Origin of the sequence: Pseudomonas sp. COR18 (assembly GCF_048568395.1) — a bacterium.
GTDB classification, from domain to species: domain Bacteria; phylum Pseudomonadota; class Gammaproteobacteria; order Pseudomonadales; family Pseudomonadaceae; genus Aquipseudomonas; species Aquipseudomonas fuscovaginae_B.
In genome coordinates, this window is sequence record NZ_CP183808.1 from 4,821,550 (window position 1) to 4,847,500 (window position 25,951).

The following is a 25,951-nucleotide window of genomic DNA, read 5'->3' on the forward strand; positions in this document are numbered from 1 at the left end:
AACGCTACATGCAACTTGGAATCATCGGACTGGGCCGCATGGGCGGCAATATCGCACGGCGATTGATGCTCAAGGGCCATGAGACCGTGGTTTACGACCGCAACACCGACTTCGTTGCCGCCCTGGGCCAGGAAGGTTCCACCGGTGTCGCCGACCTGCCGGCACTGGTTGCCGGGCTGAGCGCGCCGCGAGCGGTCTGGGTGATGTTGCCGGCCGGGGCGCCCACCGAGGACACCATTGCCGAACTGGGCAAGCTGCTGCAGCCGGGGGATGTGATCATCGACGGCGGCAACACCTACTACAAGGATGATATCCGTCGTGGCCAGGAGCTGGCGCAAAAGGGCATCCACTATATCGACGTCGGTACTTCCGGCGGCGTCTGGGGCCTGGAGCGTGGCTATTGCATGATGATCGGCGGTGACGCCGAGGTGGTCCGCCGCCTTGATCCGCTGTTCGATGCGCTGGCCCCGGGCCTGGGCAACATTGCACGGACCCGCGATCGCAGCCCGACCGCCGACGACCGCGCCGAGCGCGGCTACATCCATGCCGGCCCGGCGGGTTCCGGGCACTTCGTCAAGATGATCCACAACGGCATCGAATACGGGATGATGCAGGCCTTCGCCGAGGGTTTCGACATCCTCAAGACCAAGAATTCCGAAAGCCTGCCGGCCGACCAGCGTTTCGACCTGAACCTGGGCGATATCGCCGAGGTCTGGCGCCGCGGCAGCGTGGTCTCCTCCTGGCTGCTGGACCTCACCGCCGACGCCCTGGCCACCGATCCCAAGCTGGACAACTACTCCGGCGCGGTGGCCGACAGCGGCGAAGGCCGCTGGACCATCGAGGCGGCGATCGAACAGGCGGTACCGGCACCGGTGCTGTCCAGCTCGCTGTTCGCCCGGTTCCGCTCACGCCAACAGAGCACCTATGGCGACAAGTTGCTGTCGGCGATGCGCTTCGGCTTCGGCGGCCACGTGGAGACGCCGAAAAAATGAAGGCCACCGGCAAGAAAAGCAAGGTTGAGGCCGCCCCGCCGACCACGCTGTTCCTGTTCGGTGCCCACGGTGACCTGGTCAAGCGCCTGCTGATGCCGGCGCTGTACAACCTGAGCCGTGACGGCCTGCTCGACGACGGCCTGCACATCGTCGGCGTCGACCACAACGCCGTCACCGACGCCGAGTTCGCCAAAAAACTGGAAGAGTTCAGCCGTACCGAGGTGGCCGCCAAGAGCGGGAAGACTGCGGAGCAGGCGCTGGATGCCGCGCTCTGGCGCAAGCTGGCGAAGAACATCAGTTACGTGCAGGGCGATTTCCTCGACGACTCCACCTACACCGCGCTGAACGCAAAGATTGCCGCCAGCGGCACCGGCAACGCGGTGTTCTACCTGGCTACCGCGCCGCGCTTCTTCAGTGAGGTGGCGCGGCGCCTGGGAGCGGCCGGGCTGCTCGAGGAAACGCCCGAGGCCTTTCGGCGGGTGGTGGTCGAGAAGCCGTTCGGCTCCGACCTGGCCACCGCCGAGGCGTTGAACGCCTGCCTGCTCAAGGTGATGAGCGAGAAGCAGATCTACCGGATCGACCATTACCTGGGCAAGGAAACCGTACAGAACATCCTGGTCAGCCGCTTCTCCAACGTGTTGTTCGAGGCGTTCTGGAACAACCACTACATCGACCATGTACAAATCACCGCGGCGGAAACCGTGGGCGTGGAAACCCGCGGCAGTTTCTACGAACACACCGGCGCCCTGCGCGATATGGTGCCCAACCACCTGTTCCAACTGCTGGCGATGGTTGCCATGGAGCCGCCAGCGGCCTTTGGTGCCGACGCCGTACGTGGCGAGAAGGCCAAGGTGGTCGGCGCGATTCGACCCTGGAGCATCGAGGAGGCACGGGCGAACTCGGTTCGCGGCCAGTACACCGCCGGTGAAGTGGCGGGCAAGGCCGTGGCCGGTTATCGCGAAGAAAACAACGTGGCGCCCGACAGCAACACCGAGACTTATGTCGCGCTCAAGGTGATGATCGACAACTGGCGCTGGGTCGGCGTGCCGTTCTACCTGCGTACCGGCAAGCGCATGAGCGTGCGCGATACGGAAATCGCCATCTGCTTCAAGCCGGCGCCGTATGCGCAGTTCCGCGATACCGAGGTCGAGCGCCTGCAGCCGACCTACCTGAAGATCCAGATCCAGCCGAACGAGGGCATGTGGTTCGACCTGCTGGCCAAGCGCCCGGGGCCGGCGCTGGACATGGCCAATATCGAGCTGGGGTTCGCCTACAAGGACTTCTTCGAGATGCAGCCGTCCACCGGCTACGAGACGCTGATCTACGACTGCCTGACCGGCGACCAGACGCTGTTCCAGCGTGCCGACAACATCGAGAACGGCTGGCGCGCGGTGCAGCCGTTCCTCGATGCCTGGCGCGAAGACAGCCAGGTGCAGTCGTACAAGGCCGGCGAGAATGGCCCGGCGGCCGCCGATGAACTGTTGGCGCGCGACGGCCGCGCCTGGCACGGCATCGGATGAGCGGCTCGGTGCAATACCCCATCCGCCTGCTGCTCAGCGACATGGACGGCACCCTGTTGCGCCCTGATCACAGCCTCAGCCCACGCACTGTCGAGGCGGTGCGGGCGCTGCGCAAGGCGGGGGTGTTCTTCAGCCTGGCCACCGGTCGGCCGCCACGGGCGATGCGCGAGCAGATCGAGGCGCTGGGTGTCGATTTACCCGTGGCCGCGTTCAACGGCGGCACGTTGATGCATCCCGATGGCCGCTACCTGGTGACTCATTACGTGCCGCGCGAGGCGGCGATCTGCACCCTGGAGTTGCTGTCGCGGCATGAGGAGGTGGAGATCTGGGTGTTTGCCGACAACGAATGGCTGCTGCGCAACCCCCACGGCACCATGGTCCCTCGGGAGCAGCATGCGCTGGGCTATCCGCCGAAGGTGGTGGAGAGTTTCGAGCCGTACCTGGACCGTATCGACAAGATCGTCGGGGCCAGCGGCAATGCGCAACTGCTGATCGAACTGGAGACGGTGCTGCAGCCGCTGGTGGCGGACCAGGCGCTGGCCAGTCGCTCGCAGCGGGCCTACCTGGACATCACCGCGATGCAGGCCAACAAGGGCGAGGCGCTGGTGACACTGGCGAAGTTCCTTGAGGTGCCGCTGGCGCAGACGGCGGCGATCGGCGATGGCGGCAATGACCCGGCGATGTTCCATCGGGCGGGGCTGGCGATTGCCATGGGCCAGGCTGAAGAGGTGGTCAAGCGGCAGGCGGATGTGGTGACCGGCAGCAACACCGAGGATGGAGCGGCGCAGGCCATCGAGCAATGGATCCTGGGGCCTCGCTAGGTGGTGGAGGCTGGCCGCCTCTGGCGGTTCGCGGGCAAGCCTCGCTCCTACAAGTGACCGGGCCGTACAAAAGATTTGAGTTCGACGCCGGTCGCTGTAGGAGCCGGGCTTGCCCGCGAACCGCCGCAGGCGGCCATCCCTCCCGAGTCCGGCTTTTGGCATATTCGCTACCTATGCCGGACAGGCCTGCTTGCTATATTCCCCCAATCTTCCACTGCCCGCCAAGGATGCCCCGTCATGTCCGAATACCAAGCCTTCCGTGTCGAACTGGCCGACAACATCGCCCATGTGCAGATCAACCGTCCGGAAAAGATCAATGCGATGAACGCCGCGTTCTGGAGCGAGATCATCGAGATCTTCCAGTGGGCCGACGACACCGATGAGGTCCGGGTGGTGGTGCTGAGCGGCGCGGGCAAGCATTTTTCCTCAGGCATCGACCTGATGCTGCTGGCCTCGGTCGGTAACGAACTGGGCAAGGACGTGGGCCGCAACGCCCGCCTGCTGCGGCGCAAGATCCTGCAACTGCAGGCCTCCTTCAACGCCGTCGACCACTGCCGCAAGCCGGTCCTGGCCGCCATCCAGGGCTACTGCCTGGGCGGGGCCATCGACCTGATCGCCGCCTGCGACATACGCTACTGTGCCGAAGACGCGCAGTTCTCGATCAAGGAAGTGGATATCGGCATGGCCGCCGATGTCGGCACTTTGCAACGTTTGCCACGTATCATCGGTGACGGCATGCTGCGCGAGCTGGCCTACACCGGCCGCCAGTTCGGTGCCGACGAGGCGCAGCGCATCGGTCTGGTCAATCGTGTCTATCCTGATCAGGCCGCGCTGCTCGACGGTGTGATGGGGTTGGCGCGGGAAATCGCCGGCAAGTCGCCGATCGCCGTGAGCGGCACCAAGGAAATGCTCAGTTACATGCGTGACCACCGGATCGACGACGGCCTGGAATACGTTGCCACCTGGAACGCCGCCATGTTGCAATCGAACGACCTGCGTGTGGCCATCGCGGCACACATGAGCAAGCAGAAACCTGAATTTCTGGACTGAGGAAGGTTTCCCGGTCCCCAAGGAACCCGCAATGACTCAAGGCTGGACAACCGCAGTACTGGATATCGAACAACCCGGTGGCTGGGCCGTGGCCCGTGGTCCCGAGGGGTTCCTGCTGGATGACAACGGCGTGCTGTTCCCCCGCGAGTGGCTCAAGCGCCAGGACCTGCCGGTACTCTGCGAGCATGGCATCGGCCATCGCGATGGCGAGCCGGTGTACCTGCTGGAACTCAAGGCCACGGCCGAGGTACCGGGTTGCCGCTGGCAGGGGCTGCGGCGCTTCATGCTCGAAGGTGACTTCACCACCTACCGTATGCTCGGCTATGCCGCGCAGATCGGCACCTGGGCCCGTGAGCACCGGTTCTGCGGCAGTTGCGGCCAGCCGACCCGCCAGGTCCCGGGCGAGCGGGCGATGTATTGCCAGCCGTGCGACCTGCGCGCCTACCCACGGATTTCGCCGAGCATGATCGTGCTGGTGACCCGCGGCGATGAAGTGCTGCTGGCCCGCTCGCCGCGTTTCGTGCCCGGGGTCTACAGTACCCTGGCCGGTTTCGCCGAGCCGGGCGAGTCGGCGGAGGATTGCCTGGTGCGTGAGGTCCGCGAGGAGGTGCAGGTCGAGGTCAGCAACATCCAGTATGTCGGCAGCCAGTGCTGGCCGTTCCCGCACTCGATGATGCTGGGCTTCCATGCCGAATATGCCGGCGGCGAGATCGTGCCGCAGGTCGACGAGATCGAGGATGCGCAGTGGTTCAACATCCGCGAACTGCCGCCGTTGCCGGCATCCCGGTCGATCGCCCGCTACCTGATCGACCTGTATGTGGCGCGTCGCCTAGGCCACGCTGAACCAGTGCTGCCAGGCTAGGCGCACGGTCAGCCCGAGGACCACGGTGATGAACACCGGGCGGATGAACTTCGCCCCGCCACTGATGGCGGTGCGGGCGCCGAAGAATGCCCCGAGCATCACCGAAACACCCATGGCCAGGCCGATGATCCAGTCGACCTGACCGGAAAACACGAACACCGACAGCGCGGCGATATTGCTGACGAAGTTCATGCTGCGCGCCACGCCGCTGGCCTTGACCAGGTCGATGGGGTAGAGCAGCAGGCTGCTGACGGTCCAGAACGCACCGGTGCCGGGCCCGGCCACGCCGTCGTAGAAACCCAGGCCGAAGCCCTGGGGGAACTGCCACTTCCTGCGGATCGGCGCGTCGCTGTCCAGCGGCGCCTTGGGCGTACCGCCGAACAGCAGGTACAGGCCACAGGCGAAGACGATCACCGGCAGCATCCTGTTCAGCCACTCGGCTGGCATGAAGTGCGCTGCCACTGCGCCGATCAGCGCACCGGCGAGGGTGCCGAAGATCGCCAGTTTCCACTGGCGCGGATGGAACAGCTTGCGCCGGTAGAAGGTGAAGCTGGCGGTGGCCGAGCCGAAGGTCGAACTGAGCTTGTTGGTGCCCAGCACCAGGTGCGGTGGCAGACCGGCGGTCAGCAGTGCCGGGGTGGTCAGCAGGCCGCCCCCGCCGGCGATGGCATCGATGAAACCGGCGACGAAGGCGACGACGGCGAGAATGGCGAGGGTGGTCAGGTCTACGCTGAGATCGAAAGGCATGGGGTCGGCTTAGGCTATGTATGAAATCGCTTGAAACTTGGTTATGCGGCGTTAAAAACCGGCTCGGAATGCTCATTGACAACCAGTCAACTGCGCTTCCTCGCCGGTTTTTGCCTTGCCTAACCTGCGTTTCAAACAATTTCGTACACAGCCTAGGTCGGCAGATGGCGCGCAAAGCGCCTGAAGGGGCGCCATCTTACCGAGTCGCGAGGGCCGCCGCGACCTCAGCCCTTGGCCGGCCCGTTGCCGATCTGCCAGACGAACGGTGGCTCGGTGCCGTTGATCGCCCAGTCGCCGATGATCCGGGCCTTGTAGATCACCGGGTTGTGTGACGACACCGTCCGCGCGTTGCGCCAATGGCGATCCAGCGCCTTGCCCTGGCGGACATCGGAGGCGCCTAGGGCATTGAACAGTTCGCTGGTGGCGCGCTGGATCAACTCCGAGACCACCACCTGCGCCGTGGCCGACTCGATTTCCGCGTCGACATTGGCCTGGCGTTCCACCTCATCATCACCGCCGAAGCGCGCGAGGTAGGCCCGCTGTGCCGGTTGCGCGGCGCGTACCGCCGAGGCCTCGGCGGCATACACCAGCGCGGCGACTTCGCCGACCACCTGCTGCACCTGCGCATCCTCGCTGACCCGCTGGGCATTGCCATGGCTGTAGATGCGCTTGCGCTCGCGCACCTGGCGTGCCACGTCCCTGAGCGCCGCACGACCGATGCCCGCCAGGGTCGCCAGCAGCACCAGTTGGTAGAACGCTGTCTGGTACTTGAAGCGGGTGGCGAAGTCGATGACATGGCCGCTTTCCACCACGGCATCGACGAACCGCGAGGTGCCGCTGCCGGTGGTGCGCTGGCCGAAACCGTCCCAGTCGTCGTTGTGTTCGACGCCCGGCTGGCGGGCGCGCACGGCGGCAATCACGTCGCCGCCGGTGTCGCTGCGGCGGGCGTAGACGTCGATCCAGTCGGCAAAGATGCTGCCGGTGCTGTAGAACTTCTCGCCATTGAGGCGCCACTGTTCACCGTCCGGCGAGACCCGGGTCACCACGTCGCCGATGACCACGTTGCCGATCTCGGTCCAGGCGCAGCCGACGATGTCGCCGTCGACGAAGCGTTTGAACCACAGGTCACGGCCGGGGCCCGGGGGGGCGTTCAGCCGGTCCTCGGCAAAGGCGAAATGCCCGCGCAGGGCCTGCGGGACATTGGAGTCGGCCTCGGCCAGTTCGATCAGCAACTGGAACAATTGCGGCAGGGAGGCGCCGACCCCACCATATTCCACCGGTACCCGTACAGCGCCGAAGCCGGCCTGCTTGAGCCACTGGATCGGCTCGTGGGGCAACTCGCGGGCCAGTTCCCGTTGCACGGCACCGGCGGCGATGCGCGCGAAGATCGGTCGGAAGCGTTCGGCCAGGGACTCGTAGTCGACGCCGAGGGACAGTGGGTTGATTACCTGGTGTTCGGTCATGGGACAGCTCCTTGTGGCAGGCAGAGAAAACTGCGGTTGCCGGGAGCGGTTGCAGGGTCCATGCCGTTGGCGATCACCCCGTGTTTACGGGCTTCTGTCTCGCCAGGCGAGGCGGCAACTGTTGTCTGGGCAACAGATCTTCAACAAATCGTCGTGTAGGCCACAGGTTTCCGGAGGCGAGAAGGTTCTGCGTGGGAGCGGGCCTGCCCGCGAACAGGCCCTTGAAACCGGCAGAAACTTTGCGGGCAAGCCCGCTCCCACAGGGTATCGTGCCGTGTTCGTGCGGTTGCCGGGTCGGACGCTGGCACGCTTGCTGCTCCAGTGACCTGACATTCCCTGGTCCGAGGTGCAGCACCATGAGTCAGCAAGCCGTGAAATTCGCCTACTGGGTACCCAATGTCAGTGGTGGCCTGGTGGTCAGCAAGATCGAGCAGCGTACCCGCTGGGACATCGACTACAACCGCAGACTGGCGCAACTGGCGGAGGAGGCCGGGTTCGAGTACGGCCTGACCCAGATTCGCTTTACCGCCGGTTATGGCGCCGAGTACCAGCACGAGTCGGTGGCGTTCAGTCATGCCCTGCTGGCCGCCACCACCCAACTGAAGGTGATCGCCGCGATCCTGCCCGGCCCCTGGCAGCCGGCGCTGGCGGCCAAGCAACTGGCGACCATCGACCAGCTGACCGGTGGGCGGATCGCCGTGAATATCGTCAGCGGCTGGTTCCGCGGCGAGTTCCACGCCATCGGCGAGCACTGGCTGGAGCACGACGAGCGTTATCGCCGCTCCGAAGAGTTCATCCGCGCGCTGAAGGGGATCTGGACCGAGGACGGGTTCACCTTCAAGGGCGACTTCTACCGGTTCAACGACTACACCCTCAAGCCCAAGCCGCTGAGCCAACCGCATCCGGAGATCTTCCAGGGCGGCAGCTCGCGGGCGGCACGGGACATGGCGGCGCGGGTTTCGGATTGGTACTTCACCAACGGCAACACGCCGGAAGGCATCAAGGCCCAGGTCGACGACATCCGTGCCAAGGCCGCGGCCAACGGTCACTCGGTAAAGATCGGGGTGAACGCCTTCATCATTGCCCGCGATACCGAGGAGGAGGCCCGCGCGGTGCTGGCGGAAATCATCGACAAGGCCGATCCCGAGGCGGTTGGCGCGTTTGGCGATGCGGCAAAGCAGGCCGGCAAGTCGTCGCCGGAAGGTGAGGGCAACTGGGCCAAGTCCGGTTTCGAAGACCTGGTGCAATACAACGACGGCTTCAAGACCAACCTGATCGGTACCCCGCAGCAGATCGCCGAGCGCATCGTGGCGTTGAAGGCGGTAGGGGTGGACCTGGTGCTGGCGGGGTTCCTGCATTTCCAGGAAGAGGTCGAATATTTCGGCAAGCGGGTGTTGCCGCTGGTGCGTGAACTGGAGGCGCAGAAGGCGGCGCGACCAGTGGCCGAGCTGGCCTGATTCTGCTGACGCCCCCGTAGGAGCCGGGCTTGCCCGCGAAGAACGATGACGCGTCATGACGGATACACCGCGTCGTCCCGTTCGCGGGCAAGCCCGGCTCCTGGGGGAGGGGGGCTGAGGTGTTCTTCCAGCAACAGTGAACTCACATTCTGTTCTGTACAGAAATCACGCCTGTGACCGCTGATAAATAGTAACTGCATGATTTGAAAGGAAAAATAACTTAGGCACAGAAGCTGCATTAGCCCACGCAACACCCTTCGCCCGAGAGCGCTCCATGTCTTCCCTGCCTGAATCCGCCAGCTACCCGATCCATTCCCCCGACGCCCACCTGATCCGTGACGAGGCCGAAGCCCTGGCCGTCGCTCGACGTGTCGCCGCCCGTTTGCTGGAGCAGGATGCCGAGCGCGATCGTACGCGCCAGGTGCCTGCCGAAGTGGTCGACCTGTATTCCAACAGCGGCCTGTGGGGCATCACCGTGCCCCGCGAGTTCGGGGGGGCTCAGGTGTCCTATGCGGTGCTGGCCGAAGTGATCGCGATCATCTCGGCAGCCGACCCGTCTCTGGGACAGATCCCGCAGAACCACTACTGCCTGCTGGAAGACATTCGCCTGCAGGGCACGCCCGAGCAGCAGGCGCATTTCTTCGACCTGGCGCTGCAGGGGCATCGTTTTGCCAATGCGCTGTCGGAAACCGGCGGCAAGAACGTCCAGGACATCCAGGCCACCGTTCGCCGTCACGGCGACGGCCATGTGATCAACGGGCGCAAGGGCTATTGCACCGGTTCGCTGTATGCCCACTGGCTGGCGGTGCTGGCCCTGGACGAAGAGGGCAGGGCCCAATTGGCGTTCGTCGAGCGTGGGACGCCGGGGCTGGTGATCGTCGATGACTGGGACAGCATCGGCCAGCGCACCACCTCCAGCGGTACGGTGCTGGCCCGGGACCTGAAGGTCCCGGCGTTCAACCTGTTCCCCACCTATCGCTCCTATGAGAACCCGACCCTGGCCGGCCCGTTCGCCCAGTTGACCACCGCCGCCATCGATGCCGGCATCGCCCGTGCGGCCTTGCGCGATACCGTGACCTTCGTCCGCGAGCAGGCCCGGCCCTGGATCGACGCCGGGGTCGACAAGGCCAGCGAAGACCCGCTGACCATCATCCAGGTCGGTGCCCTGGAGATTCGTCTCGAAGCCGCCGATGCCCTGCTCGAACGGGCCGGCAAGGCGCTGGATGCCGCCCGCCCCGCGCCCGACGAAGACAGCGTCGCCCGGGCTTCGCTGGCGGTGGCCAAGGCCAAGGTACTGACCACCGAAATTGCCATCGAGGCCAGCAACCGGCTGTTCGAGCTGGGTGGCACCCGCTCGACCCTGAAAAAGCACAATTTCGATCGCCACTGGCGCAATGCCCGGGTGCACACCCTGCATGACCCGGTGCGCTGGAAATACCACGTGATCGGCAACTGGCTGCTCAACGGCATCAAGCCGCCGCGGCACGACTGGTCCTGAAACCATGGGCGAGCTGCTGAAAAACATCTACTGGGCGGATATCGCCCAGGCCTGCCTCGACACCCTGAGCATGCTCACGGCGGCGCTGGCGTTCATCGTCCTGCTGGGCTTGCCGCTGGGGGTGCTGCTGTTCCTCACCGGCAAGCGCCAGTTGCACGAGACCCCGGGGTTGTATCGGGTGTTGTCGGTGGTGGTGAACGTGCTGCGCTCGCTGCCGTTCATCATCCTGCTGATCGTGCTGATTCCGCTGACCACGCTGCTGGTGGGGACCTCCCTTGGGGTACCGGGGACCATTCCACCCCTGGTAGTGGGCTGCACGCCGTTCTTCGCCCGGCTGGTGGAAACCGCCTTGCGTGAAGTGGATCGTGGCGTGGTGGAGGCAACCCAGGCGATGGGGGCCAGCACCTGGCAGACCATCCGCCACACCCTGCTGCCGGAAGCTCGTGGCGGGCTGCTGGCGGCGGTGACGGTGACCGCCATCGTGCTGGTGGACTACACGGCGATGGCCGGGGTGATCGGTGGCGGCGGGCTGGGCGACCTGGCGATCCGCTATGGCTACCAGCGCTTCCAGACCGATGTGATGGTGGTCACGGTGATCCTGCTGCTGCTCCTGGTACAGGCGCTGCAAATGACCGGTGACCGCCTGGTGGCCCGCTACAGCCGACGTTGACCCGCCGAACCGAACTTATAGAACAACCTGGCCCAACGACCACCCGACGCCGGCCCTTTCTGCCTCTCTGGAGCCTTGCATGAAAAAGACCCTGGCCGTATTGGCCGCCCTGATGTCCCTGGCTGCACACGCCAATGAAAAACTGACCGTCGGCGCCACACCGGTGCCCCACGCCGAGATCCTCGAATTCGTCAAGCCGACCCTGGCCAGGGAAGGCGTCGACCTGGAGATCAAGGTCTTCAACGATTTCATCCAGCCCAACCAGCAACTGGCGCTGAAGAACCTGGACGCCAACTACTATCAGTACCGGCCGTTCCTCGATGACTACAACAAGACCCGCCACACCAATCTGGTGCCGGTGGTCGGCGTGCATATCGAGCCGTTCGGCGCCTACTCGACAAAGATCAAGAGTCTGTCCGAACTCAAGGATGGCGCTTCGGTGTCGATTCCCAATGACCCGGTGAATACCGGTCGGGCCCTGGTGCTGCTGCACGAGGCCGGGCTGATCAAGCTAAAGGACCCGAGCAATACCCAGTCGACCCCGCGCGACATTGCCGAGAACCCGAAACACCTGAAGATTCGTGAACTGGAGGGAGCGATGCTGGCGCGTTCGGTTAGCCAGGTGGACCTGGCATTCGTGTTCGCCAACTATGCGCTGGAAGCAGGGATCGACACCAACAGTGCGCTGATCGTCGAGAAGGGCAAGGATCTGTACGTCGAGTTCCTGGTGGCGCGGCCGGACAACCTCAATGACCCGGGCATCCAGAAACTGGCCAAGGCGCTGAACTCCGATGAGGTGCGGCAGTTCATCCTGACCCGCTACAAGGGGCAGATCGCGCCGGGCTTCTAGCCCCGGCTTCTACAGGGCGATCAGCTTTCCGGCTCCAGCAGGTGGGGGCCGGGGCCCTGGTCGCCCAGCACGTCGCCCTGGTTGCGCAACGGGCAGGTTTCCATCGACAGGCAGCCGCAGCCGATGCAGCCGTTGAGCTTGTCCCGCAGCCGGGTCAGGCGGGCGATGCGCTCGTCCAGTTCGTCCTTCCAGCGTTCCGACATCCGCGCCCAGTCCGCCGCTGTAGGCGTGCGGCCTTCGGGCAACGCTTGCAGGGCCTGGTGGATCTCCGCCAGCGGAATCCCCAGGTTCTGCGCGACCTTGATCAGCGACACCCGACGCAGTACGTCGCGGGCATAGCGGCGCTGGTTGCCGGCATTGCGGCTGCTCCGGATCAGCCCCTTGGATTCGTAGAAGTGCAGGGCCGTGACCGATACGCCGCTGCGTGCGGCGACCTGGCCGACCGTGAGTGCCTTGTCGGTGGGCAGGGCCTTGTGTAATGCCATGGAAGAAATCCCTTGACCTCTAGTTAACTTGAGGTTTTACCCTGCATCACCTCGGATCTCAAGATCCTGTGCGACTTTCCGGGGAGTTTTCCATGCCAGCGACAGAGCAGAACCGCAGCTTCACCCAACTGATCCAGTTCGAGATCGAACCCCACCAGCAGGATGCCCTGGTCTGTGCCCTGGAGCGGCAGACCGAGCGCCTGGCCCAGGATTTCGCCGGCTTCATCAGCGGTAATGTGCAGGTCAGCGACGATGGTCGGCGCGTATTGAATGTGCTGCAGTGGCGATCGAAACAGGCCGGCGAGGCGGCGCTCGCCCGCTTCGAGAGTGGCGAGGAGGATTTCTGGCTGCTGATTCGCCAGCACCGGGCCAGGGCGGTGAGCTTCGGTTCGTTCCAGGTGCTGCGCAGCATCGAGCGCAGCCACGATAACGCGCTGCATTGTGCCCTGGTTGGCTAGGCTATGTACGAAATCGCTTGAAACTTGGTTATGCGGCGTTAAAAACCGGCTCGGAATGCTCATTGACAACCAGTCAACTGCGCTTCCTCGCCGGTTTTTGCCTTGCCTAACCTGCGTTTCAAACAATTTCGTACACAGCCTAATGGCGGTGCCAGACGCCTAGATCGATAGCTGCAGCATGCGGTCGCCCTGGACGTTCTCGCCGGGGCGGCGCTTGTTCACCGCCAGTTCGCCGATCCTGATCAGCCGGGTGCGGGTCACGTTGCGGCTCAGGCCCAGCAGGTTGGCGGTGTGCACCTGGTTGTAGTGGCTGAAGCGGTAGGCCGCGCGCAGCAGAGCATCCTCGACCTTTTCGTGGAGGGCGCCGGCCTGTTCCTCGAAGAGTTTCTGGAAGGCGCGGTCGAGCAGGGCTTCGGCCGAGTCGTCGGTGCCCGCGGCGTGGTCGTCCTGGCGCTCGATGCGCATGTTCGACAGGCGCAGGTCGTCGCGTTCGATCACGCCGTTACGGCAGATCAGCAGGGTGTGGTGGATGACGTTTTCCAGTTCGCGGATGTTGCCCGGCCAGCTGTAGCTCTTGAGCTTCTGCTCGGCCGCCGGGCTGATACGGATGTCGCCGTAGCCCAGACGCTGGCAGTAGGCATCGATGAAGTGCCGGGTCAGCGGCAGGATATCGCCGGGCCGTTCGCGCAGCGGGCTGAGTTCGAGGTTGACGACATCGAGGCGGTAGTAGAGGTCCTCGCGGAAATGCCCGGCGTTGATCGCCTTTTCCAGCTGGACGTTGGTCGCCGCCAGCACCCGCACGTTGATCGGGATGCTTTTGCGCGAGCCCAGGCGCACCACTTCGCGTTCCTGCAGGACCCGCAGCAGCTTGACCTGGATCGGCATCGGCAGGTCGCCGATCTCGTCGAGAAACAGCGTGCCACCGTCTGCTTCCTCGAACCAGCCCGCCTTGGCGCTGAGGGCGCCGGTAAAGGCGCCTTTTTCATGGCCGAACAGTTCGGCCTCGACCAGCGACTCGGAAAACGCCCCGCAGTTGACCGCGATGAACGGCCGGTTGCGACGGGCGCTGAGGTTGTGGATATGCCGGGCCACCAGTTCCTTGCCGGTGCCGGTTTCGCCAATGATCAGCACGCTGGCCTCACTGGGCGCGACCTGTTGCAGATGGGCGAGCAGGGCCTGGGACTTGGGGTCTTCGAAGACCTGGGCGGTGGCGCGGATCGAGGTTGCCAGAGCCGGCGAGGGCGGTAGGGTTAGCAGCTGCATGGGCGTCTCTACGAGTAGAAGGTGGGGATGGGAAGTGTCTGGTTCAGGGCCCAGTCGCCCAGTTCCTGGAGCTTGTAGTCCAGCGGGTCGTGCAGGGTCTGGGTACGCAGGTTGCGCCAGTGGCGGTCCAGCCGCAGAGAGGCGTGGGTGGAGCGTGCACCGGTCACTTCAAACAGCCTGCTGCACAGTTCCAGACCCTGGCGGCTGGCGGCAACCTTGGCCGTGGCGATGGCGGTCGCCAGTTCGCCACGTTCCTCGGCACTGAGCTGCGGGCCCTTTTCCCAGGCCCGGTCGAGCCCTTCGGCGGCACGTTCGACCAGCAGCCGTACACCTTCGAGCGCAACCCAGAAGTCGCCGTAGTGGCTGAGGATGTACGGGTCCTTGCGGATGTCCCCGGCCCCGGACTTGAACCACGGCCGGGTCTCGGTGAGGGTGTATTGCCGGGCTTCGGCGAAGGCGCCTTCGGCAATGCCGAGGAACATGTGGGTGAAGGTCAGTTGCGCGATCAGCGGCCGCAGGCAGGCGAAGGGCGTGCTCAGCGGGCCGGGTTCGAGCAGCAGTTCCGACTCTTCGACCCGCACCCGTTCGAAACTGGCGCTGCCGCTGTCGGTCTGGCGCTGGCCCATGTTGTGCCAGTCGTTGTGCAGGGTGATGCCGGAGCGGCCGCTGGGGATCGCGGCGATCAGCAGTTTGCCGCCGGCGCTTTCGTCGACGGCCGAGGCGATCAGCATTTCCGAGTCGCTGGCACCGGAGCAGAAGCTCTTCTTGCCGGAGAATTCGCGCCAGCCGCCGAGCTTGCGGACCACGGTGCGTGTGTCCAGCGGATTGAGGGCGTTGCCCCAGAACCAGTTCTTGCGGGCGGTCTGCTCGAACCACGGCTGCCATTGCTCGGGGCGCGAGAACAGCCGCACGGTGGCGAGCATCAGATGATGGAAACCGAAAACATGGGCGATGGAACTGTCGACCTTGGCGAATTCGCGCACCACATTGAGTGTTTCGCTCCAACTGGCGCCGAGGCCGCCGTATTGGGTGGGAATGCTCAGGGCCAGCAGGCCGCTGTTGCGCAGGGCGTCGCGCTGGGCTTTCGGCGTGCCGCCGCGCTCGTCGCGTTCGACGGCGGTTTCGGCAAACTCGGCGGCCAGCAGGCGGGCGGTCTGCAGGGGATCGGGAAGGAGGTTGTGTGGTTGAGCCGTCACGCGGTGTTCCTCTGTATAAGGCGGTGTCGAGGCTGTTGAGGGCGTGGCAGCGACCCTGTGGGAGCGGGCTTGCCCGCGAAGCCTTTGGCAGCCTCGAGGCCCAATTCGCGGGCACGCCCGCGCCCATGGATCACTGCCTTGCAGCCGTTGCCCCTCGTCAGGGCGATAGTCCCTTCTCCCGGCTGTCAGGCCCCGGCCTTGGCCGGCAACACATCGTTGGCGATCATTTCGCCGAAGGGCCCGGTCAGGTTGGTCACGCCACGGCCGGCCAGGCTGGCATAGGGCTCGGGCAGCAGCGGGAAAACCAGTTCGGCGAAGCGGTAGGCTTCCTCCAGGTGCGGGTAGCCGGAGAAGATGAAGCTCTCGATCCCCAGGTCCGCGTATTCCCTGATGCGCTCGGCTACCTGTTGCGCGTTGCCTACCAGTGCGGTACCGGCGCCACCGCGGACCAGGCCGACGCCGGCCCACAGGTTCGGCGAAATCTCCAGGTTGTCGCGGCGCCCGCCGTGCAGGGCGGCCATGCGCCGCTGGCCTTCGGAGTCGAAGCGGGCGAAGGATTGCTGCGCCGCGGCGATGGTCTCGTCGCTGATGTGTTCGATCAGCCGGTCGGCGGCTTTCCAGGCTTCTTCGGCGGTTTCGCGGACGATCACGTGCAGGCGGATGCCGAAGCGCACGGTGCGGCCCTTGCGTGCGGCACGCTCGCGGATGTCGGCCAGCTTGGCGGCCACGGCGGCCGGTGGTTCGCCCCAGGTCAGGTAGACGTCGACCTGGTCGGCGGCGAGATCGTGGGCCGCGTCCGAGGAGCCGCCGAAATACAGCGGTGGATAGGGCTTCTGCACCGGTGGGTAAAGTGCCTTGGCGTTCTGCACCTTCAGGTGCTTGCCTTCGAAGTCCACGGCTTCGCCCTGCAACACCCGCCGCCAGATTTTCAGGAATTCGTCGGTGACCTCGTAGCGTTCGCCGTGGCTGAGGAAACTGCCGTCGCCGCGGTTTTCGTCGGGGTCGCCACCGGTCACCACGTTGATCAGCAGGCGGCCGTTGGACAGCCGGTCGAGGGTCGCGGCCATGCGCGCCGAGACGGTCGGCGAGATGATGCCCGGGCGGATCGCCACCAGGTAGCGCAGGCGTTCCGTCAGTGGCACCAGCGCCGAGGCGATGACCCAGGAGTCTTCGCAGGAGCGGCCGGTGGGAATCAGCACGCCGTGGTAGCCGAGGCTGTCGGCGGCCTGGGCCACCTGTTTCAGGTAGTTGAGGGTGACCGGACGGGCGCCCTGGGTGGTGCCCAGGTAGTGACCGTCGCCGTGAGTGGGGAGAAACCAGAAGACATCCATGGCAAGTCCTTAAGCGGTTTTCAGCAGCTGCTTGGAATGGGCGCCGAACAATGGGACGGCGCGTTCTGCGGCAAGGCGGATGCGGGCCTTCAGGGGCTCGCTGGTGATCTGGTAGTTGGCGAAATCGGCTTCGCTGGCATAAACCCCGATGGGCAGGGTCAGGGCCTGGAAGAAGCTGAACAGCGGGCGCAACTGGTGATCGAGCACCAGGGCGTGGCGTTCGCTGCCGCCGGTGGCAGCCAGCAGCACCGGGGTGTCGATCAGGGCGTTGAGGTCCACCAGGTCGAACAGGTGCTTGAGCAGGCCCGGATAGGAACCGCGATAGACCGGCGAGGCGACGATCAGCAGGTCGGCGTTTTCGATGGCCTGCAACTGGGCTTCGACTTCGGCGCTCAGTTCGGCGCGCGACAGGGCCGAACCGAGGGGGCGGGCGATGTCGGTGAGTTCGATCAGGCGGCTTTCGATGTTCAGGTGCCGGGCCAGTTCGGCCAGCAGCGCCTGGGTCAGCACCAGGGTGCGCGAGGGACGATAGGGGCCGCCGGAGAGGGCAACGACTTTCAGTGTACGAGACATGGTCAGTTCCTTTTCAAACAGTTGCTTGGCGAGCAGGTTCGGTGCCCGGGCTTTTGGTGAGAGGGCTTGAGCAAGACCTGTACCAAGCGCCCGAGCCCCGAATCCACGGGCTTGCGCCTCGTCCGGCGATGGGTCGGGTGCTGGCTGGCGGGCTGTTTTGTTGATCGACTGTTGGCTGGCGAACAGTTGCCCAGGCAACATCGATCAAACGCTTGGAGCCGTTGTACGGGGTTTCTGATATTCCGTAAATGAACGTATTTCCATATTTATAGTTCTTTATGGAATATATGTGGTTTCGGTGGCAAGGGGGGGCGATCGATCGATAGCGACTATCGAGAGCGGTGATTTCTGCTGCCGGGGGGTGCCCCGGTAGCCTGTGTCCATCCACTCAAATCGGGCATTCGGGAGTCACCTCATGAAACACACACCTGCGGTTCTGCTGCTTCTGTTGCTGTCGGTCCTGGCCGGTTGCGCCAGCCATCCGTCCCCTGAACTGCGGCCCTATACCGCCGAGGAAACCCGGGAACTGGCGATGGAGGCGTTGAACCGTCGCGGGCTGTCCTTCGAGGAATACCAGCGCAAGAAAGCCGAGCTGCTGGGCCAGCCACAGCAGGTCTATGGTTTTGATGAGAAGGCCGAGATCAGTGCCGATCGCGGCAGTAACAGACAGGTCAACCGAGGATGAAGGTAAAAACTGTACGGGTCGAAGTTTTCGTCAGCTGTGCCTGAGCTTCTCCGGGTCGCTGGGATAGGGTGAGCGCCTGACTGATACGCTTGCCGGATGCCCGCCATGACCCTTTCGCTCGACCTCCTGCTGGGCTTTGCCCTGTTCGCCCTGGTGACTTCCGTGACGCCCGGTCCCAACAACACCATGTTGCTGGCCTCCGGGGTGAACTTCGGTTTCAACCGCTCCATTCCCCATATCCTGGGCATCTCCAGCGGTTTCTTCGTGCTGGTTCTGGCCGTGGGGCTCGGCCTGGGGGCGGTGTTCGAGGCCTATCCGGCGCTCTATACCGCCTTGCGCTACATCGGCGGTGCCTACCTGCTGTATCTCGCCTGGAAAATCGCCGGCTCGGGGCCGGTCTCCGAAACCGACCAGGGACAGGGCAGGCCGTTTGGCTTCTGGAATGCCGCGGCATTCCAGTGGGTCAACCCCAAGGCCTGGGTGATGGCAATCGGTGCGATCAGTACCTACACGCCGCTGCAGGGCTATTTCAGCAACGTGCTGGTGATCGCCGCCGTGTTCGCCTTGATCAATGCCCCCAGCGTCAGCCTCTGGGCCGCCTGCGGCAGTCTGCTGCGCAATGTGCTGCGCGAGCCCCGCTGGTTGCGGCTGTTCAACGTGGCCATGGCGCTGTTGCTGGTGATTTCCCTGTACCCGCTGGTGCATGAGAGTGTGCAGCAACTGTTGCACTGAGCCTTCGACGGAGCAGGGGCGACTGGTGCTCGCAACACCTTTCCCGGCCCTGTAAGCTGGATTCCAGGAGCGTTCCTACGCACTTTGCATGAAAGTCATCTTTCCTTGATCGTTTTCCATCGGGTACAGCTGTTCGTTCAACTCTCGGTTGACTGCAGTGAGAGATCGATCCGCGGGACACGCTTTATGAGTCTTTTGCCATGAATCAACTTCCCTTGTATTTCGACTACGCCGCCACGACACCGGTGGATGAGCGGGTCATTCAGGTCATGGTCGAGTGTCTGGGCTTCTCCGGCAACTTCGGCAACCCGGCCTCCAGCTCCCACGCCTTTGGCCAGCGCGCCCGGCAGACGGTCGAGCAGGCCCGGCAACAGGTGGCGACCCTGGTGGGCGCCAGCGCCGAGCAGATCGTCTGGACCTCCGGTGCCACCGAATCGAACAACCTGGCCCTCAAGGGTGTTGCCCAGGCCCGTGGCGCGAGCGGCGGGCACCTGGTCACCAGCCGGATCGAACACAAGGCGGTCCTCGACACCGCCCGCCAACTGGAGGAAAGCGGGGTCGAGGTGACCTGGCTGGAGCCGGACGCCGAAGGGCTGATCACCGTGCAGAGGGTCGCCGAAGCGCTGCGCGAGGACACCTTCCTGGTGTCGTTGATGCTGGTGAACAACGAACTGGGTACGCTCAACGACATCCGCGCCATCGGTCAGCAGGTTCGCGAACAGGGAGCGCTGTTCCATGTGGACGCCGCCCAGGGCGCCGGCAAGGTGGCCATCGACCTGGGCGAGTTGCCGGTGGACCTGATGTCGTTCTCGGCGCACAAGCTGTACGGACCCAAGGGCATCGGCGCGTTGTATGTCGGAGCGCGCGCCCGGCAGCGGCTGCATGCGCAGATCCATGGTGGCGGCCATGAAGGTGGCCTGCGCTCGGGGACCCTGGCGACCCACCAGATCGCCGGCATGGGCAGCGCCTTTGCCCTGGCGACCGGGGCCTTCGAAGAAGAGGCGGCGCTGATCCGTGCGCTGCGCCAGCGCCTGCTGGACCAGTTGGCGGATATCCCGGGCCTGCGCCTGAACGGCAGTGCGCAGCAGCGTATTCCCCATACCCTGAGCCTGACCTTCGCCGAGGGTCGGTTCAATGGCGCGCAACTCAGCCAGTCGCTGGCCTATTCGGCTACCTCGGCGTGCAATTCGGCGAGCAATGCGCCGTCCCATGTGTTGCTGGCGTTGGGGCACGATGCCGATTCCGCGGCGCGTACCATCCGGCTCAGCCTCGGACGTTTCACCACCGAGCAGGATATCGACCGGGCGGCCGCGGCAATCAAGGCCTGCGCCGGTGCCGCGGTGCCATTTTGGGCAGTTGCCCCGTCGTGACGGCTGATCCATCATCAGCGCCGCACAACAATCAAACCCGTGAGTAGCAGGAGACATGATGAGCACGCAGACCTCGAGTCAGGGAACCGTACCCCAGCGCCTGGCGCACACCCGCGAGCTGATGAAGCGCGAGGGTATCCACGCCTTGCTGGTGCCATCGGCCGATCCGCACCTGTCGGAGTACCTGCCGGCCTACTGGCAGGGGCGGCAGTGGTTGTCGGGCTTTCATGGCTCGGTCGGTACCCTGATCGTCACGGCGGAGTTTGCCGGGGTCTGGGCTGACAGCCGCTACTGGGAGCAGGCGACCAAGGAACTGGGCGGCAGCGGTATCGAGCTGGTCAAGCTGCAGCCTGGGCAACCCGGGCCGCTGGAGTGGCTGGCCGAGCAGACGCCGGCCGGCGGCGTGGTCGCGGTGGACGGCGCGGTGATGGCGCTGGCTTCGGCGCGTACCCTGGGAGAGAAGCTGCAAGCCCGTGGTGCGCGCCTGCGTACCGACATCGATCTGCTGCAACAGGTCTGGGAAGACCGTCCGGTGCTGCCGAGCCAGCCGGTCTACGAGCACCTGCCGCCGCAGGCGACGGTCAGCCGTGGCGAGAAACTGGCGCAACTGCGCGAAGAACTGAAGAGTCGCGGCGCCGACTGGCATTTCATCGCGACCCTGGACGACATCGCCTGGCTGTTCAACCTGCGTGGCGCCGATGTGTCGTTCAACCCGGTGTTCGTCTCCTTCGCCCTGGTCAACCAGCAGCAGGCCACGCTGTTCGTGGCGCTGGACAAGGTCAGCGCCGAGCTGGTGCAGATCCTCAAGCGCGATGGCGTGAGCCTGCGTGACTATGCCGAAATTGCCGCGGCCCTGGCGGCCGTGCCGGCCGGTGCGAGCCTGCTGGTCGATCCTGCCCGGGTCACCAGTGGCCTGCTGGACAACCTGGGCGCCGAAGTCAGGCTGGTGGAAGGGTTGAACCCGACCACCCTGGCCAAGTCGCGCAAGAGCCTGGAGGACGCGGTGCATATCCGCCAGGCGATGGAGCAGGATGGCGCGGCCCTGTGCGAGTTCTTCGCCTGGCTGGAAACCGCGCTGGGTCGCGAGCGGATCACCGAACTGACCATCGACGAGAAGCTGACGGCTGCCCGGGCCCGTCGTCCTGGTTATGTGTCCCTGAGCTTCAGCACCATCGCCGCCTTCAATGCCAATGGCGCGATGCCGCACTACCATGCGACCGAGCAGGAGCATGCAGTGATCGAAGGCGACGGCCTGTTGCTGATCGACTCCGGTGGCCAGTACCTGGGCGGCACCACCGACATCACCCGGATGGTCCCGGTGGGCACGCCGAGCGCCGAGCAGAAAGCCGACTGCACGCGAGTGCTCAAGGGTGTGATCGCCTTGTCCCGGGCACGTTTCCCCCGCGGCATTCTTTCGCCGTTGCTCGATGCCATCGCCCGCGCGCCGATCTGGGCGGACAACGTCAACTACGGGCATGGCACCGGCCATGGCGTGGGTTACTTCCTCAATGTTCACGAGGGGCCGCAGGTGATCGCCTACCAGGCGGTGGCGGCGCCACAGACGGCGATGCAGCCGGGGATGATCACCTCGATCGAACCGGGCACCTATCGCCCGGGTCGTTGGGGGGTGCGTATCGAGAACCTGGCGATGAACCGTGAGGCAGGCGAGAGCGAGTTCGGCGAGTTCCTGCGCTTCGAAACCCTGACCCTGTGTCCGATCGATACCCGTTGCCTGGAGCCGGCGTTGCTGACGCAGGAGGAGCGCGACTGGTTCAACGGCTACCATGCCGAGGTGCGTGAGCGGCTGAGTCCGCTGCTCAGCGGTGCGGCGCTGGAGTGGTTGAATACCCGTACTGCGGCAATCTGATCTTCAGGGCCCTTTCGCGGGCCAGCCCGCCCCTGCAGGGGAACAGCGCTATACGCAGAATCAGCATGCGATACGTCCCTGTAGGAGCCGGGCTTGCCGGCGAAAACGATCTGGCAGGTGGCATCTGTGCTGCCTGACACTCCTGCCGGTCAGGCCAACGCTTCCCGGACGAATTCCAGACGGTCCTGCCCGAAAAACAACTGTTCGCCGACAAACATGCTCGGCGCACCGAACACCCCGCGCTGCAGGGCCTGCTCGGTCTTCTCTTTCAGTACGGCCTTGACCTGCTCATCCTGGGTCAGCGCAATGATCGGTTGCGGGTCGAAGGCATTCTCGACCAGCACCTGCGCAACCGTAGCCGGATCATTCATGTTGCGCCCATCGACCCACAGTGCGCGATACAACGCATCGACGAATTCGACGAAACGCTGGGGCTGGCGCAATTGTACGCCGGTGGTCGCACGCATCAGCAGCAATGTATTGACCGGGAAGTGCGGGTTGAAGCGAAAGGGGACGCCGTAGCGTTGGGCGTAGCGGGCCAGGTCCTGGATCATGTAGCGCCCCTTGGCCGGAATCTCGGCGGGCGAGGCATTGCCCGTGGCCTTGAACACGCCGCCCAGCAGCATCGGCTGGTAGACCAGTCGGGCGTCGGCCTGGGCACAGATTCCGGGCAGTTGGGTGTAGGCCAGATAGGAGGCAGGGCTGCCCAGATCGAAATAGAACTCGACGTTTTTTTTCATGGATGAAGCATCCTTGTTGTTGTCGTGGGGATGAGCTTACCAGCGTTCGTTCCAGGGCCGCAGGTCGAGTTCGAAGGTCCAGGCGTCCCGCGGCTGGTTGTGCAGGTACCAGTAGTTCTCGGCGATATGGGCCGGGTCGAGGATGCCATCCTGGTCCTTGAGGGCGTACTTTTCCGGAAAGCTGGTGCGGATGAAGTCGGTGTCGATGGCGCCATCGACCACCACGTGGGCGACATGGATGTTCAGTGGCCCCAGTTCCCGCGCCATGCTCTGGGCCAGGGCGCGGATCCCGTGCTTGGCGCCGGCGAATGCGGCGAACCCGGCGGCTCCGCGCAGCCCGGCGGTGGCACCGGTGAACAGGATGGTGCCGCGCTGGCGGGTGACCATGCGTCTGGCGACCTCGCGGGCATTGAGGAAGCCGGAGAGGCAGGCCATTTCCCATATCTTGAAATACTTGCGGGCGGTTTCCTCAAGGATGCTGCAGGGCACGTTGGCGCCGATATTGAAGACGAAGGCTTCGATCGGACCGATCTGGTTTTCGATCTGCTCGATCAAGGCAACCACCTCTTCTTCCTTGCGTGCATCACAGGCAAAACCATGGGCCTCGCCACCGGCCTGACGGATGCCTTCGACCAGAGGTTGCAGCTTGTCGGCGCTGCGCCGTGTCACGCAGGCGACCAGGCCTTCGGCGGCGAAGCGTCGGGATATGGCTCCGCCAGTGGCGTCGCCGGCACCGACGACCAATACGACTTTCTTGTGGTTGTTTGCAGTAGTCATGGTCAGCATCGCTCTTTTAGTAAACTATCGTTAACTAAACGAACGTTATGCTACGATTCGACCAGCGTCAAGGTCGTGAACAGGAACAGCACCATGCGTTACTCGCTCAGTCACAAGCAGGAAACCCGCGAGCGTCTGCTGGAAAGCAGTGCGGCTTCGGCGAAAAAATCAGGCTTTGCCACCATCGGGGTGGATGGCCTGATGAAAGCCATCGGTCTTAGCGGTGGGGCGTTTTATGGGCATTTTTCGTCGAAGGACGAGTTGTTCGGGGCGATTGTCGAACGGGAGTTGAGCCGCAGCGTGGCGCGCTTGGGTGGAGAAGGGGAGCCGGATCCTGCTCAGTTGGAACGATGCCTGAGGTTGTACCTGAGCATGAGCCATGTCGAACAGGCGCAGAGTGGCTGTGCGTTGCCGGCGTTGGGTGCGGAGATTGCCCGGGCCGACGTGGCTGTGCGTGAGCGGGCCGAGGCCTGGATGTGTCGGCTGCAACAGCGCTGGGCGCAGGCGCTGGGTAGCGAGAGTCAGGCCTGGTCGATCCTGTCCCAGTGCGTGGGGGCGCTGGTGGTGGCGCGCATGATGTCGACGCCGGAGCTTCAGCAGCAGGTGCTGAAGTCGAGTCGCGACGAAATCGGTCGCCAGATCGGCCAGCCGTCCGCGTAGTGGCGGCTTTGGCCTACTTGCAGATGATGATCATGCTGCGACTGGTATAACCGGCCGGGTTCAGGCCGAAAGGATAGTCGCCGGGATCCTCGACGGCGTCACCGGACTTGGCGAGTATCTTGTAGCCCTTGTCGCTGCAGGAATTGGCGGCCTTGGTGTAGCACTTGTCCCAGGAGGACGTCAGCCCCGAACAGTTGATGTGCAGCCCCCGCTTGCCGTGCTTGATGGGTTTGGAGGTCGCGGCACAACCGGCGACGGCGAGTACTGCCAAGACAATCAAAAAACGCTTCATTACTGTCCTTAATCTCCAGCCCCCGGATCAACCCGCCCGGGTTTGGCTTCTTTCGTGCCCACCTGTTTCTTCCTTGAGCGCCCCGTCCGAATTTATCAAGGCTGGCATTGAGTTAGGCGTAAACATGTCTTATTTGCGCGACAAATGCCAGAGTAACGTCACGTGTTGTATCAATCAGTCGCGATTGCCGGCTTGGGTTCGCTGCGCATGGTCAGCGTCGCACCTATGGAAGCGCAGATAATGCAGGCGATCGCCAGCCACTGCGCCAGGGACAGGTATTCGCCGAGAAACAGCAGGCCGGACAGGGCGCCGAAGGCCGGTTCGATGCTCATCAGGGTACCGAAAGTGCGGGCCGGGATACGGGTCAGGGCGACCATCTCCAGGCTGTAGGGCAGGGCGGTGGAGAGGACGGCGACGCCGAGGGCGGCAGGAATCAGCGCCGGGCTCAGCAGGGCTGTGCCGGCGTGGGCGATGCCGACGGGGGCGACGACCAGGGCGGCGATCATCACGCCCAGTGCGGCGGTCTGGACACCATTGTCCGCGCCGGCCTTCTGGCCGAAAAGAATATAGAGGGCCCAGCAGGCTCCCGCGCCCAGCGCGTAGAGCGCGCCGACCAGATCGATGCTGGTGCTGGTGCCCGAGGTCGGAATCAACAGCAGCAGGCCGGTGACTGCCAGGCCGATCCACAGGAAGTCGATGGCCCGGCGTGACGCGTAGAGCGCCACGGCCAGTGGCCCGGTGAACTCCAGGGCGACCGCGATTCCCAGGGGCACGGTTCTCAGTGCCATATAGAAGAGCAGGTTCATGCCACCCAGGGCGACCCCGTAGATGGCTACGGTGCCGAGGGACCTGGCGGTGAGTGTCGCCCGCCATGGGCGCAGGATCAGCAGCATGATCACGCTGGCGAAGATCAGGCGCAGGGTAGTGGTGCCCTGGGCGCCGACCACCGGGAACATGCTTTTGGCCAGGGAGGCCCCGGATTGAATGGAGGCCATTGCGATGATCAGCAGGGCCACGGGGAAGATTGTCGTGGCCAGGCTGCGGGATTGCTGGGTCATGGGGTGGATGTCCGGAGCGTATAGATATGAAGGGATGCCCGGGTATGATGCTGAACAATGGATGATTGAGCAATATATTGCTCAAATGTCTTGACCTATTGTTTGTATGGGTGTGGTGGAAGCCGGCTTCCACAGGGGAAGGGTGTGAATCCATGCTTCTGATTTTCATGAAAAAAATCCGAAAATAACGGTTGACGCTCATTCCCAGGGGCCTATAATGCGCCCCACTTCCGGCGCAGTTCGAACGGAAAACTCCTTGAGATTCAACGAGTTATCTTGTTTCAGGCGGCGCAGCTTCAAATCATCGAAACACGGAAGAAGCTGTAAAAGAGGTGTTGACAGCAGCGTGTAACGCTGTAGAATTCGCCTCCCGCTAACGAGAGATCGGAAGCGCAAGTGGTTGAAGTTGAAGAAGAAATTCTGAAAGCTTATGAAAATAATCACTTGACAGCAAATGAGGCTGCTGTAGAATGCGCGCCTCGGTTGAGCGAACAGCTCGCCAAACGCTCTTTAACAACTGAATCAAGCAATTCG

26 protein-coding genes are annotated in these 25,951 nt (G+C 64.1%); 15 read left to right on the forward strand and 11 right to left on the reverse strand.

The genetic code is table 11. From position 1 onward, the window contains the following. Positions 1–8 precede the first annotated feature (8 nt). The 5 genes from gnd to nudC all read left to right on the forward strand — a co-directional run bounded on the left by gnd (position 9) and on the right by nudC (position 5,245). The gene (gene gnd, locus ACM62G_RS22075) at positions 9–992 is read left to right on the forward strand and encodes a phosphogluconate dehydrogenase (NAD(+)-dependent, decarboxylating) (protein WP_273822476.1); all 984 of its coding nucleotides are present in this window, start codon (positions 9–11) and stop codon (positions 990–992) included. After that, positions 989–2,512, forward strand: a complete 1,524-nt coding sequence (zwf, locus tag ACM62G_RS22080) for a glucose-6-phosphate dehydrogenase (RefSeq protein WP_054060301.1) — start codon at positions 989–991, stop codon at positions 2,510–2,512. Before gnd ends, zwf begins: the two co-directional genes overlap by 4 nt. Beyond that, positions 2,509–3,333, forward strand: a complete 825-nt coding sequence (locus tag ACM62G_RS22085) for a Cof-type HAD-IIB family hydrolase (RefSeq protein WP_054060300.1) — start codon at positions 2,509–2,511, stop codon at positions 3,331–3,333. Before zwf ends, ACM62G_RS22085 begins: the two co-directional genes overlap by 4 nt. A gap of 237 nt (positions 3,334–3,570) precedes the next feature. Beyond that, positions 3,571–4,383, forward strand: coding sequence for a crotonase/enoyl-CoA hydratase family protein (locus ACM62G_RS22090; protein WP_419735557.1), 813 nt, complete (start codon positions 3,571–3,573; stop codon positions 4,381–4,383). A 31-nt stretch (positions 4,384–4,414) separates the two neighbouring features. Beyond that, positions 4,415–5,245, forward strand: coding sequence for an NAD(+) diphosphatase (gene nudC, locus ACM62G_RS22095; RefSeq protein ID WP_054060298.1), 831 nt, complete (start codon positions 4,415–4,417; stop codon positions 5,243–5,245). On the opposite strand, the gene ACM62G_RS22100 is transcribed toward nudC, so the two are convergent. Further along, positions 5,213–5,992 (reverse strand): TSUP family transporter, encoded by a 780-nt coding sequence (locus ACM62G_RS22100; RefSeq protein ID WP_054062810.1) that lies wholly within the window; start codon positions 5,990–5,992, stop codon positions 5,213–5,215. The two genes, nudC and ACM62G_RS22100, sit on opposite strands and share 33 nt — an antisense overlap. 224 nt (positions 5,993–6,216) lie before the next feature. Further along, positions 6,217–7,455 (reverse strand): acyl-CoA dehydrogenase family protein, encoded by a 1,239-nt coding sequence (locus ACM62G_RS22105; RefSeq protein ID WP_419735558.1) that lies wholly within the window; start codon positions 7,453–7,455, stop codon positions 6,217–6,219. Between the two features lie 356 nt (positions 7,456–7,811). On the opposite strand from ACM62G_RS22105, the gene sfnG reads away from it, so the two are divergent. From sfnG to ACM62G_RS22125, 4 genes are all read left to right on the forward strand, one after another. Beyond that, complete coding sequence (sfnG, locus tag ACM62G_RS22110; protein ID WP_054059916.1) at positions 7,812–8,912, forward strand: dimethylsulfone monooxygenase SfnG; 1,101 nt, start codon at positions 7,812–7,814, stop codon at positions 8,910–8,912. 274 nt (positions 8,913–9,186) lie between these two features. Next, positions 9,187–10,410, forward strand: a complete 1,224-nt coding sequence (locus tag ACM62G_RS22115; protein ID WP_054059915.1) for an SfnB family sulfur acquisition oxidoreductase — start codon at positions 9,187–9,189, stop codon at positions 10,408–10,410. A gap of 4 nt (positions 10,411–10,414) precedes the next feature. Then, entirely contained in the window at positions 10,415–11,080 is a 666-nt protein-coding gene (locus tag ACM62G_RS22120) for a methionine ABC transporter permease (RefSeq protein ID WP_273826412.1), read from the forward strand. 79 nt (positions 11,081–11,159) lie between these two features. Further along, positions 11,160–11,930, forward strand: coding sequence for a MetQ/NlpA family ABC transporter substrate-binding protein (locus tag ACM62G_RS22125; RefSeq protein WP_273826411.1), 771 nt, complete (start codon positions 11,160–11,162; stop codon positions 11,928–11,930). Positions 11,931–11,950: 20 nt separating this feature from the next. Here ACM62G_RS22125 and soxR read toward each other — a convergent pair whose 3' ends face one another. Further along, positions 11,951–12,415, reverse strand: coding sequence for a redox-sensitive transcriptional activator SoxR (gene soxR, locus ACM62G_RS22130; protein WP_054064819.1), 465 nt, complete (start codon positions 12,413–12,415; stop codon positions 11,951–11,953). A 92-nt stretch (positions 12,416–12,507) separates the two neighbouring features. Here soxR and ACM62G_RS22135 point away from each other — a divergent pair, with 92 nt between their 5' ends. Further along, complete coding sequence (locus tag ACM62G_RS22135) at positions 12,508–12,873, forward strand: antibiotic biosynthesis monooxygenase (protein WP_273826410.1); 366 nt, start codon at positions 12,508–12,510, stop codon at positions 12,871–12,873. A 159-nt stretch (positions 12,874–13,032) separates the two neighbouring features. Here ACM62G_RS22135 and ACM62G_RS22140 read toward each other — a convergent pair whose 3' ends face one another. The 4 genes from ACM62G_RS22140 to msuE all read right to left on the reverse strand — a co-directional run bounded on the left by ACM62G_RS22140 (position 13,033) and on the right by msuE (position 17,236). After that, positions 13,033–14,136 (reverse strand): sigma-54 interaction domain-containing protein, encoded by a 1,104-nt coding sequence (locus tag ACM62G_RS22140; RefSeq protein ID WP_273826409.1) that lies wholly within the window; start codon positions 14,134–14,136, stop codon positions 13,033–13,035. Between the two features lie 8 nt (positions 14,137–14,144). After that, complete coding sequence (locus ACM62G_RS22145) at positions 14,145–15,332, reverse strand: acyl-CoA dehydrogenase family protein (protein WP_054059909.1); 1,188 nt, start codon at positions 15,330–15,332, stop codon at positions 14,145–14,147. Positions 15,333–15,517: 185 nt separating this feature from the next. Further along, entirely contained in the window at positions 15,518–16,663 is a 1,146-nt protein-coding gene (gene ssuD / locus ACM62G_RS22150; RefSeq protein WP_416769761.1) for an FMNH2-dependent alkanesulfonate monooxygenase, read from the reverse strand. Between the two features lie 9 nt (positions 16,664–16,672). Next, the gene (gene msuE, locus ACM62G_RS22155) at positions 16,673–17,236 is read right to left on the reverse strand and encodes an FMN reductase (RefSeq protein WP_054056394.1); all 564 of its coding nucleotides are present in this window, start codon (positions 17,234–17,236) and stop codon (positions 16,673–16,675) included. Positions 17,237–17,651: 415 nt separating this feature from the next. Here msuE and ACM62G_RS22160 point away from each other — a divergent pair, with 415 nt between their 5' ends. From ACM62G_RS22160 to ACM62G_RS22175, 4 genes are all read left to right on the forward strand, one after another. Further along, on the forward strand, positions 17,652–17,921 hold the full coding sequence (locus ACM62G_RS22160) for a hypothetical protein (protein ID WP_054056393.1): 270 nt from the start codon (positions 17,652–17,654) through the stop codon (positions 17,919–17,921). A 105-nt stretch (positions 17,922–18,026) separates the two neighbouring features. Then, positions 18,027–18,653 carry a LysE family translocator gene (locus ACM62G_RS22165; RefSeq protein WP_416769758.1) on the forward strand — a complete coding sequence of 209 codons (627 nt, stop codon included), beginning with the start codon at positions 18,027–18,029 and terminating at the stop codon, positions 18,651–18,653. A gap of 200 nt (positions 18,654–18,853) precedes the next feature. Beyond that, the gene (locus ACM62G_RS22170) at positions 18,854–20,023 is read left to right on the forward strand and encodes an aminotransferase class V-fold PLP-dependent enzyme (protein WP_419735559.1); all 1,170 of its coding nucleotides are present in this window, start codon (positions 18,854–18,856) and stop codon (positions 20,021–20,023) included. 58 nt (positions 20,024–20,081) lie between these two features. Then, positions 20,082–21,890, forward strand: coding sequence for an aminopeptidase P family protein (locus tag ACM62G_RS22175; protein WP_419735560.1), 1,809 nt, complete (start codon positions 20,082–20,084; stop codon positions 21,888–21,890). A gap of 149 nt (positions 21,891–22,039) precedes the next feature. Here the strand turns inward: ACM62G_RS22175 and ACM62G_RS22180 are convergent, their stop codons facing one another. Both ACM62G_RS22180 and ACM62G_RS22185 read right to left on the reverse strand, forming a co-directional pair. Then, on the reverse strand, positions 22,040–22,630 hold the full coding sequence (locus tag ACM62G_RS22180) for a 2-hydroxychromene-2-carboxylate isomerase (protein WP_273826405.1): 591 nt from the start codon (positions 22,628–22,630) through the stop codon (positions 22,040–22,042). Between the two features lie 36 nt (positions 22,631–22,666). Next, complete coding sequence (locus ACM62G_RS22185) at positions 22,667–23,407, reverse strand: SDR family oxidoreductase (RefSeq protein ID WP_419735561.1); 741 nt, start codon at positions 23,405–23,407, stop codon at positions 22,667–22,669. A gap of 93 nt (positions 23,408–23,500) precedes the next feature. Here ACM62G_RS22185 and ACM62G_RS22190 point away from each other — a divergent pair, with 93 nt between their 5' ends. Continuing rightward, a complete protein-coding gene (locus ACM62G_RS22190) occupies positions 23,501–24,067 on the forward strand; it encodes a TetR/AcrR family transcriptional regulator (RefSeq protein WP_054056388.1) in 567 nt (188 codons plus the stop codon). Between the two features lie 13 nt (positions 24,068–24,080). Here the strand turns inward: ACM62G_RS22190 and ACM62G_RS22195 are convergent, their stop codons facing one another. Then, a complete protein-coding gene (locus tag ACM62G_RS22195) occupies positions 24,081–24,359 on the reverse strand; it encodes a hypothetical protein (RefSeq protein WP_054056387.1) in 279 nt (92 codons plus the stop codon). A gap of 170 nt (positions 24,360–24,529) precedes the next feature. After that, complete coding sequence (gene rhtA / locus ACM62G_RS22200; RefSeq protein WP_054056386.1) at positions 24,530–25,417, reverse strand: threonine/homoserine exporter RhtA; 888 nt, start codon at positions 25,415–25,417, stop codon at positions 24,530–24,532. Between the last annotated feature and the right edge of the window lie 534 nt (positions 25,418–25,951).

Excerpts from the sequence above, each read along its gene's own strand:
- ACM62G_RS22180 (WP_273826405.1), bottom strand. The coding sequence starts at position 22,630 with ATGAAAAAAAACGTCGAGTTCTATTTCGATCTGGGCAGCCCTGCCTCC.
- sfnG (WP_054059916.1), top strand. The coding sequence starts at position 7,812 with ATGAGTCAGCAAGCCGTGAAATTCGCCTACTGGGTACCCAATGTCAGT.
- ACM62G_RS22105 (WP_419735558.1), bottom strand. The coding sequence starts at position 7,455 with ATGACCGAACACCAGGTAATCAACCCACTGTCCCTCGGCGTCGACTAC.
- ACM62G_RS22165 (WP_416769758.1), top strand. The coding sequence starts at position 18,027 with ATGACCCTTTCGCTCGACCTCCTGCTGGGCTTTGCCCTGTTCGCCCTG.
- nudC (WP_054060298.1), top strand. The coding sequence starts at position 4,415 with ATGACTCAAGGCTGGACAACCGCAGTACTGGATATCGAACAACCCGGT.
- soxR (WP_054064819.1), bottom strand. The coding sequence starts at position 12,415 with ATGGCATTACACAAGGCCCTGCCCACCGACAAGGCACTCACGGTCGGC.
- ACM62G_RS22085 (WP_054060300.1), top strand. The coding sequence starts at position 2,509 with ATGAGCGGCTCGGTGCAATACCCCATCCGCCTGCTGCTCAGCGACATG.
- ACM62G_RS22120 (WP_273826412.1), top strand. The coding sequence starts at position 10,415 with ATGGGCGAGCTGCTGAAAAACATCTACTGGGCGGATATCGCCCAGGCC.
- ACM62G_RS22115 (WP_054059915.1), top strand. The coding sequence starts at position 9,187 with ATGTCTTCCCTGCCTGAATCCGCCAGCTACCCGATCCATTCCCCCGAC.
- ACM62G_RS22125 (WP_273826411.1), top strand. The coding sequence starts at position 11,160 with ATGAAAAAGACCCTGGCCGTATTGGCCGCCCTGATGTCCCTGGCTGCA.
- ACM62G_RS22185 (WP_419735561.1), bottom strand. The coding sequence starts at position 23,407 with ATGACTACTGCAAACAACCACAAGAAAGTCGTATTGGTCGTCGGTGCC.
- ssuD (WP_416769761.1), bottom strand. The coding sequence starts at position 16,663 with ATGGATGTCTTCTGGTTTCTCCCCACTCACGGCGACGGTCACTACCTG.
- ACM62G_RS22090 (WP_419735557.1), top strand. The coding sequence starts at position 3,571 with ATGTCCGAATACCAAGCCTTCCGTGTCGAACTGGCCGACAACATCGCC.
- ACM62G_RS22175 (WP_419735560.1), top strand. The coding sequence starts at position 20,082 with ATGAGCACGCAGACCTCGAGTCAGGGAACCGTACCCCAGCGCCTGGCG.
- msuE (WP_054056394.1), bottom strand. The coding sequence starts at position 17,236 with ATGTCTCGTACACTGAAAGTCGTTGCCCTCTCCGGCGGCCCCTATCGT.
- ACM62G_RS22190 (WP_054056388.1), top strand. The coding sequence starts at position 23,501 with ATGCGTTACTCGCTCAGTCACAAGCAGGAAACCCGCGAGCGTCTGCTG.
- ACM62G_RS22160 (WP_054056393.1), top strand. The coding sequence starts at position 17,652 with ATGAAACACACACCTGCGGTTCTGCTGCTTCTGTTGCTGTCGGTCCTG.
- ACM62G_RS22170 (WP_419735559.1), top strand. The coding sequence starts at position 18,854 with ATGAATCAACTTCCCTTGTATTTCGACTACGCCGCCACGACACCGGTG.
- rhtA (WP_054056386.1), bottom strand. The coding sequence starts at position 25,417 with ATGACCCAGCAATCCCGCAGCCTGGCCACGACAATCTTCCCCGTGGCC.
- ACM62G_RS22140 (WP_273826409.1), bottom strand. The coding sequence starts at position 14,136 with ATGCAGCTGCTAACCCTACCGCCCTCGCCGGCTCTGGCAACCTCGATC.
- ACM62G_RS22135 (WP_273826410.1), top strand. The coding sequence starts at position 12,508 with ATGCCAGCGACAGAGCAGAACCGCAGCTTCACCCAACTGATCCAGTTC.
- ACM62G_RS22100 (WP_054062810.1), bottom strand. The coding sequence starts at position 5,992 with ATGCCTTTCGATCTCAGCGTAGACCTGACCACCCTCGCCATTCTCGCC.
- ACM62G_RS22195 (WP_054056387.1), bottom strand. The coding sequence starts at position 24,359 with ATGAAGCGTTTTTTGATTGTCTTGGCAGTACTCGCCGTCGCCGGTTGT.
- gnd (WP_273822476.1), top strand. The coding sequence starts at position 9 with ATGCAACTTGGAATCATCGGACTGGGCCGCATGGGCGGCAATATCGCA.
- zwf (WP_054060301.1), top strand. The coding sequence starts at position 989 with ATGAAGGCCACCGGCAAGAAAAGCAAGGTTGAGGCCGCCCCGCCGACC.